The 573-nt window shown below is 73.1% G+C and carries 1 pseudogene; it reads left to right on the forward strand.

Going from position 1 to position 573, the window contains the following annotated elements:
- Positions 1–573 (forward strand): annotated as a pseudogene (locus tag CCL05_RS45060) (VWA domain-containing protein); the annotation flags it as partial.

Consider the following 573-nt stretch of genomic DNA (forward strand, 5'->3'; position numbering starts at 1 on the left):
GCAGACGTCCCCGAACCCCGAAACGAACACGACCTCGTGTCGTTGGCCTTCGACCGCGTGACGGTCCCGAGGCCCGCGCGGTCTGCGGAGGGGGAGCAGGGGGTTGCGGAGGAGCCTGCGGCTGCGGAAGAGCCTGCGGCTGCGGAGGAGCAGGGGGCTGTTGAGGAGCCGGCGGCGCAGGAGAAGCCGCAGGCAGTTGAGGAGCCGGCGGCGGGGAAACCGCAGTCTGTGGAGGAGCCGGCGGTCGCGGAGAAGCCTGCGGCGGTGGTGCCGGAGGCAGCGGCCGAGGCCGAGTCGGTGGTCGAGGAGTCGACGGACGCCGATCAGCCGACGGAGACCACGGAGTCGTCTGAACCGACCCCGGCGGAAAAGCCGGTCACCAAGGAGCCGACGGCATCGGACGAGGCCCCGGCGGAGAAGGCGACCGAGACGGAGCAGCCGGCCGTCGCCGAGCCCGCAGCGCCCGAGAAGCCGGAGTCGTCGTCGGCCCCCGAGCCGACAGCATCGGAAAAGCCCGAGGACGGCCCGGAGACCCAGGCACAGACCGAGCCCACGGCCGAGGCCGACGCACCG

The organism is Streptomyces africanus, assembly GCF_002150735.1.
Lineage (GTDB): Bacteria > Actinomycetota > Actinomycetes > Streptomycetales > Streptomycetaceae > Streptomyces > Streptomyces africanus.